General features: G+C 70.6%; 6 protein-coding genes. All 6 read left to right on the top strand.

Going from position 1 to position 4,478, the window contains the following annotated elements; genetic code table 11:
* The first annotated feature begins 1,302 nt into the window (after window positions 1–1,302).
* The 6 genes from ACIRPK_RS36710 to ACIRPK_RS36685 all read left to right on the top strand — a co-directional run bounded on the left by ACIRPK_RS36710 (window position 1,303) and on the right by ACIRPK_RS36685 (window position 4,387).
* Window positions 1,303–1,659: a hypothetical protein gene (locus tag ACIRPK_RS36710; protein WP_402878931.1), complete on the top strand. Its 357-nt coding sequence runs from the start codon at window positions 1,303–1,305 to the stop codon at window positions 1,657–1,659.
* An 89-nt stretch (window positions 1,660–1,748) separates the two neighbouring features.
* Window positions 1,749–2,132 (top strand): hypothetical protein, encoded by a 384-nt coding sequence (locus tag ACIRPK_RS36705; RefSeq protein ID WP_402878928.1) that lies wholly within the window; start codon window positions 1,749–1,751, stop codon window positions 2,130–2,132.
* An 85-nt stretch (window positions 2,133–2,217) separates the two neighbouring features.
* Window positions 2,218–2,364 (top strand): hypothetical protein, encoded by a 147-nt coding sequence (locus ACIRPK_RS36700; protein WP_403047260.1) that lies wholly within the window; start codon window positions 2,218–2,220, stop codon window positions 2,362–2,364.
* A gap of 344 nt (window positions 2,365–2,708) precedes the next feature.
* Window positions 2,709–3,164: a hypothetical protein gene (locus ACIRPK_RS36695; RefSeq protein WP_403047257.1), complete on the top strand. Its 456-nt coding sequence runs from the start codon at window positions 2,709–2,711 to the stop codon at window positions 3,162–3,164.
* Window positions 3,165–3,270: 106 nt separating this feature from the next.
* Complete coding sequence (locus ACIRPK_RS36690; protein WP_403047255.1) at window positions 3,271–3,774, top strand: hypothetical protein; 504 nt, start codon at window positions 3,271–3,273, stop codon at window positions 3,772–3,774.
* Between the two features lie 121 nt (window positions 3,775–3,895).
* Window positions 3,896–4,387, top strand: coding sequence for a hypothetical protein (locus ACIRPK_RS36685; RefSeq protein WP_403047252.1), 492 nt, complete (start codon window positions 3,896–3,898; stop codon window positions 4,385–4,387).
* Window positions 4,388–4,478 lie beyond the last annotated feature (91 nt).

The following is a 4,478-nucleotide window of genomic DNA, read 5'->3' as shown; positions in this document are numbered from 1 at the left end:
GGCCCGGGACGTCCGCCACCCCCGCACAGAGCCCCGCACGGGCCCGTACGGCACCCCCGGGCAGTACACCGGGCCGGTGGCCCGGACACCCCGGGAACGGGCACCCAACCCACCGTCCAGCCCACCCGCCCGACCGGCACGGCGCAGCACCACCGACACCCCGACGACACCACCGCACGGCATCCCACCGCACCCCCACCGCGTGACATCCCACCGCGTGACATCCCACCGCACCCCCGCCACGAACCCAGCGCGAACCCGGCGCGAACCCATCCAGAAAGCCCACCAGAAAACCCATCAGAAAACCCAACTCATAAACAATGCACATTCCCATAATGCTGGACTAGACCACTTTGCAAAAGGAACACCACCACAAACCCGAAAAAAGGACCGTGGAAAACACCGGAAAAGCCACCACGAATACCCCCAGAAACACCACAAGAATACGCACCCGACCACCACCCAAACACCCACCGGACCAACGGCCCCACCACCACCCACAACCACCCCGAACACCGCCAGGCCGATGGCCCGGCACCACCAGCACCCACCCCGCCGGGCCGACGGCCCGACACCACCACGCACACCACCAGAGCCCGTCACCACGGCACAGCACCACCCGCCGGACATCCCACCAACCCCAACACCGAGGACCCGACCGGTGGCCGGTGGCCACCACCACACCGACCGGCCACCCACAAGCCAGCCAGCACCCCCCACAACCCACCCACACCACCCCAGACACCCACCAGCCACCACCGACCCGCACACAGCCCCACAAGCCACCGAGTAACCCACGGCAGACACCACCCGAGACCACCAACCCACCAGCCACCCACCACCGCACAGCCGACAACCACAGACCAGCCACGGCAACCAGCCGAAGGCTCACCAGGCCGACCCGGCCACCCACCCAGGCCGCCAGGCCGACCGGCCCGCCAGGGCCCCACAAACAGCCCCGCAGGGCCCACCAACCCAACCAACGCCCCAACCACCCACACACCACAGAAAAGAGAGGGGCGCACAGAGAGGGTTGTCAGAATTTCCGGGAACCTTGGTTGCCGCCCTGAGCTGGGCGTATGCCACCTACAGGCCGGACCGGGGGTGGTGGCGTCAGGAGCTACGTCAGGAGCTAGGCCAGGAGCTACGTCAGGAGCTACGTCAGGAGTCACCCCGCCGAGCCGACGCCGACCCTCCCGGTGTCCAGGTGTTGGCAGGATGCGTTATCCATGGTAGTCTTTCTCTTGTCAGGCCGGATGGCTTCCGGAAGACACTCGAACCGCTAGAGCATGGAGGCCCCACATGATCCCCAGCGCCCGCAAGGCAGCCAAGACCCTTCGCAACCGCCGCCGCGCCGGTCAGCTGGCGAAGACCTTCGGTCACCGCCCCCGCTCCCTGGCCACGTACACGCTGGCCGCCAGCGACATGGACCGCCGGACCGCCGAGGGGTGCGCGAACAGCATGCGCACCGTCGTCAAGGCCCTGGGCATCGAGGGAATCCGGGGCACCACGACCCGGAGCATCGAGGGCCCCGCCCAGGAGCAGCCCACCACCCGCTACACGCCCGCGCAGGTCCGCCAGATCGCCGAGCGGTACGCGCCCCGCAAGCCCGAGTACAAGGCCACCCGCGCCCGGCTGCTGGCCCTCACCGCCGCCTGACATTGCCTCCAGCCGGGGGGTCATAAATCCACCCCCCGGCATTCAGGCCAAGTTCTAAAAAAACCCTTCCACGAAATCGGAGAAACATCATGAACAAGACCGCCGCCGCCGTTGTCGCCGCCGCCTCCACCGTGGTTACCAGCGCGATGGAAATGCTCCCCCAGGGCGTTTCCGAGCGAGTTCAGTTCTCCTACACCGCCGATCAGGTCAGCGTCACGCTCGCTGACTCTCTCACCCGCCGCGCCAAGACCCAGGCACTCGCCCACGTCATGATGGCGTTCAAGGCCGCCGGATGGACGCTCAAGATCGGCCGTACGGTGGCGTTCCACGCCCCCGACGCCGCGTACACGGTCCGGAAGAAGGCGGCCCCGAAGAAGACCGCAGCCGCGCCCACCGTGGCCCCGGCTGTGGCCGAGGAGGCCCCCGCCCTGTTCGCCGCGCAGGACGTCCCTTCCCTGGCCTTCAGCAGCTGACCGAGCACGCCGGGGGCGGGGAAGGGAGTCCCGCCCCGCCCCCCGGGCCACTTGCGGAACACTTCCCACTCGTCCAGGAGCAGCCATGTTCTACGTCATCACGTCCGACCAGGGCCGGACCGTCCACGTCGCCGAAGGGGAGCAGGCCGCTTCCACCTACATTCGGCAGCTGATGACTCTCGGCGGCAGTTACAGCGTCGAGACCAGCAAGACCCCGCCCGCGCGCGGCTAAGAAGCCACTCACCGGGGCTCGTAGCGGGCTGAACGGAGCCGGAGTGGGCCGGAGCTTCCCCGCCCCACTCCCGGGCCCGCCAGTGGCCGGGAGCAGGCGCGTAGCGCCGGGCCGAGCGGAGCGGCGTCAACCGCCCGCCCGCGCCCAGGAGGGCGCAGCAGTCCGACCGGGGCGGCATCGGCCGCCAGGCCGAGGCAGGAGGGCGCAGCCCCCGCCCCCAGAAGTTCGAGAAGGCGAAGCGCTGCGCCCCGGGCGGGGCGCACCCCGGCGGGCGGTTCTCGCCCCGGGGACGAGCAGGCAGGGTGGGGCGCTGCGCCCCGCCCGCAAACCGAGGGATCGGCGAGATGTCGGAGTTGGACCAGGTCCGGGCCGAGTTCCGCGCGCTGCGGCGGATCAGCGAGCGGAGTCCGGCGGAGGCGGAGCGGCTGGAGGTGGTGCGGGCCCGGCTGGTGGAGTTGCTGGCGGAGCCACCGGCGGGATACCAGGTGCCCGAGGCCGGCCGGGGGTTGGTGGAGCACGCCCGCGCTCACAGGTGGCAGGTGTTGGAGCAGTGGGCCCGCGCGAACGACGAAGCGCCGTTCTACACGGTGACGGTCGGTCGGCCCGCCGAGGACGAGGAGGCCCGGCGGGACGGGTTGCGGTGGGAGTACCAGCGCACGTGGCATTCGTGGGGTGCTGCGCCCGGCAGGGTGCGGCTGTTCCGGTCGGGAACGGCTCAGACGCCCGAGGCGCCGAGGGTTCATGACGCACCGTCGGTGCGTCGGATCATGGCGGTGATCGCGGAAAATCCGGTGGGGTGAGGCGTGGATCACACACCATGGATGCGTTATTCGTGGTAGTCTTTCTCTTGTCAGGCCGGGTGGCAACCGGCGGCACCCGAACCGCACAACAGGGAGGACCCAGAACATGAACCAGATCCTTGAGACCGGCGACCTGTCCGGTTTCTACGAGCCGGCCGCACCCGGTGCCCGCACGGTCCGCGACACCCGCCCGCTGTTCGTCGGCAGCGGACGCGTGACCGTAGTGGTCGAGGGCCGGACCGCCTACCTGTTCATCGGTGGTTCGGCCCACCTGGTCCACGAGCTGCCCGCCACCTTCGAGCGCAGGGACGTCCACAGCTGGGCGCAGCAGGTGGCGGCGGAGCTGGCCGGGGCCCCCGTGCCCGAGGTGCTGCCCGAGCCGCTGCAGGAGCTGCCCGCCGGGCTGTCCTACCGGATGGAGGCGGTGACCGGCCACGGTAGCGGCGCCTACCGGACGCCCGTCAACCGGGGACGGTACGTGGTGCTGGTCGACGGCGAGAGCCCGTGGGCGACCCGGCGGCCGGAGGACTGCCTGGACACCAGCGACCGGGGTGTCTGGCTGGGCGGGGCGGTTCTGGTGTGCCTCAGCTGCGGACTGGACTGCACCTGACGGAGCCGGGCGGGCGCGGCGCGCCCGCCCCTTCCGGGGAGCGTCGGCACGGCAGTTGCCCCGCCGGGGCGGGTGGCCCCCGCCCCGGGTCGAACCGCACATCGCGAATTGGATCATGATCATGGACTCGGCACCGTTCTTCATCCCCGGCCGCACCTATGTCGCCACGGCACCGTTCCTCCCGTTGGACCTGCGCCCGGTGTTCGAGTGCGTGGCGGTCGCCGTGGCGCCCGAGCGCGGAGAGCAGGTGGCGTTCGGATTCGCCGCCCTGCTGGGTGTACCCGGCTGGTCCCAGGTCGCCTACGAGGGCTCGCAGTGGTCTGCCGGGTGGGCCGACGCGGGGCCGGCCCCGGACCGCTCGGCGGCCGCCGCGGCCGCTGCTCCGGACGATGGGGACGAGGTCCCCGGGGTGTACCTGGACCCCGCCATCCCGGATGGCACGCTCGTGAGGTACGCCGGAGGTTTCGCCCAGGCGCACGGCCTGTACCGGTCCGAGGTGTGCCCCTGCGCGCGCTGCGCCGAAGGCGAGCCCCGCTATCTGCTGCGCGATCGCACCACCGACCAGGCGGTCATGTGCTGCACCCCGCGCGCGTCGGTGTCGCTGGTGTTCTAGTGCCGCATCAGGCAACCTTTGCCCCGTGATGGATGACCAATGTGATGCCACCCGAAGCGGGCGGTATCACCGTGGCCGGCCATCGTGGGGC

Origin of the sequence: Kitasatospora sp. NPDC101801, assembly GCF_044766665.1 — a bacterium.
In the GTDB taxonomy this organism is placed as follows: Bacteria; Actinomycetota; Actinomycetes; order Streptomycetales; family Streptomycetaceae; genus Kitasatospora.
The sequence above is the reverse complement of the archived record's forward strand: the minus strand, read 5'-3'. Positions and strand labels throughout refer to the sequence as shown.

Excerpts from the sequence above, each read along its gene's own strand:
- ACIRPK_RS36690 (WP_403047255.1), top strand. The coding sequence starts at position 3,271 with ATGAACCAGATCCTTGAGACCGGCGACCTGTCCGGTTTCTACGAGCCG.
- ACIRPK_RS36685 (WP_403047252.1), top strand. The coding sequence starts at position 3,896 with ATGGACTCGGCACCGTTCTTCATCCCCGGCCGCACCTATGTCGCCACG.
- ACIRPK_RS36695 (WP_403047257.1), top strand. The coding sequence starts at position 2,709 with ATGTCGGAGTTGGACCAGGTCCGGGCCGAGTTCCGCGCGCTGCGGCGG.
- ACIRPK_RS36705 (WP_402878928.1), top strand. The coding sequence starts at position 1,749 with ATGAACAAGACCGCCGCCGCCGTTGTCGCCGCCGCCTCCACCGTGGTT.
- ACIRPK_RS36700 (WP_403047260.1), top strand. The coding sequence starts at position 2,218 with ATGTTCTACGTCATCACGTCCGACCAGGGCCGGACCGTCCACGTCGCC.
- ACIRPK_RS36710 (WP_402878931.1), top strand. The coding sequence starts at position 1,303 with ATGATCCCCAGCGCCCGCAAGGCAGCCAAGACCCTTCGCAACCGCCGC.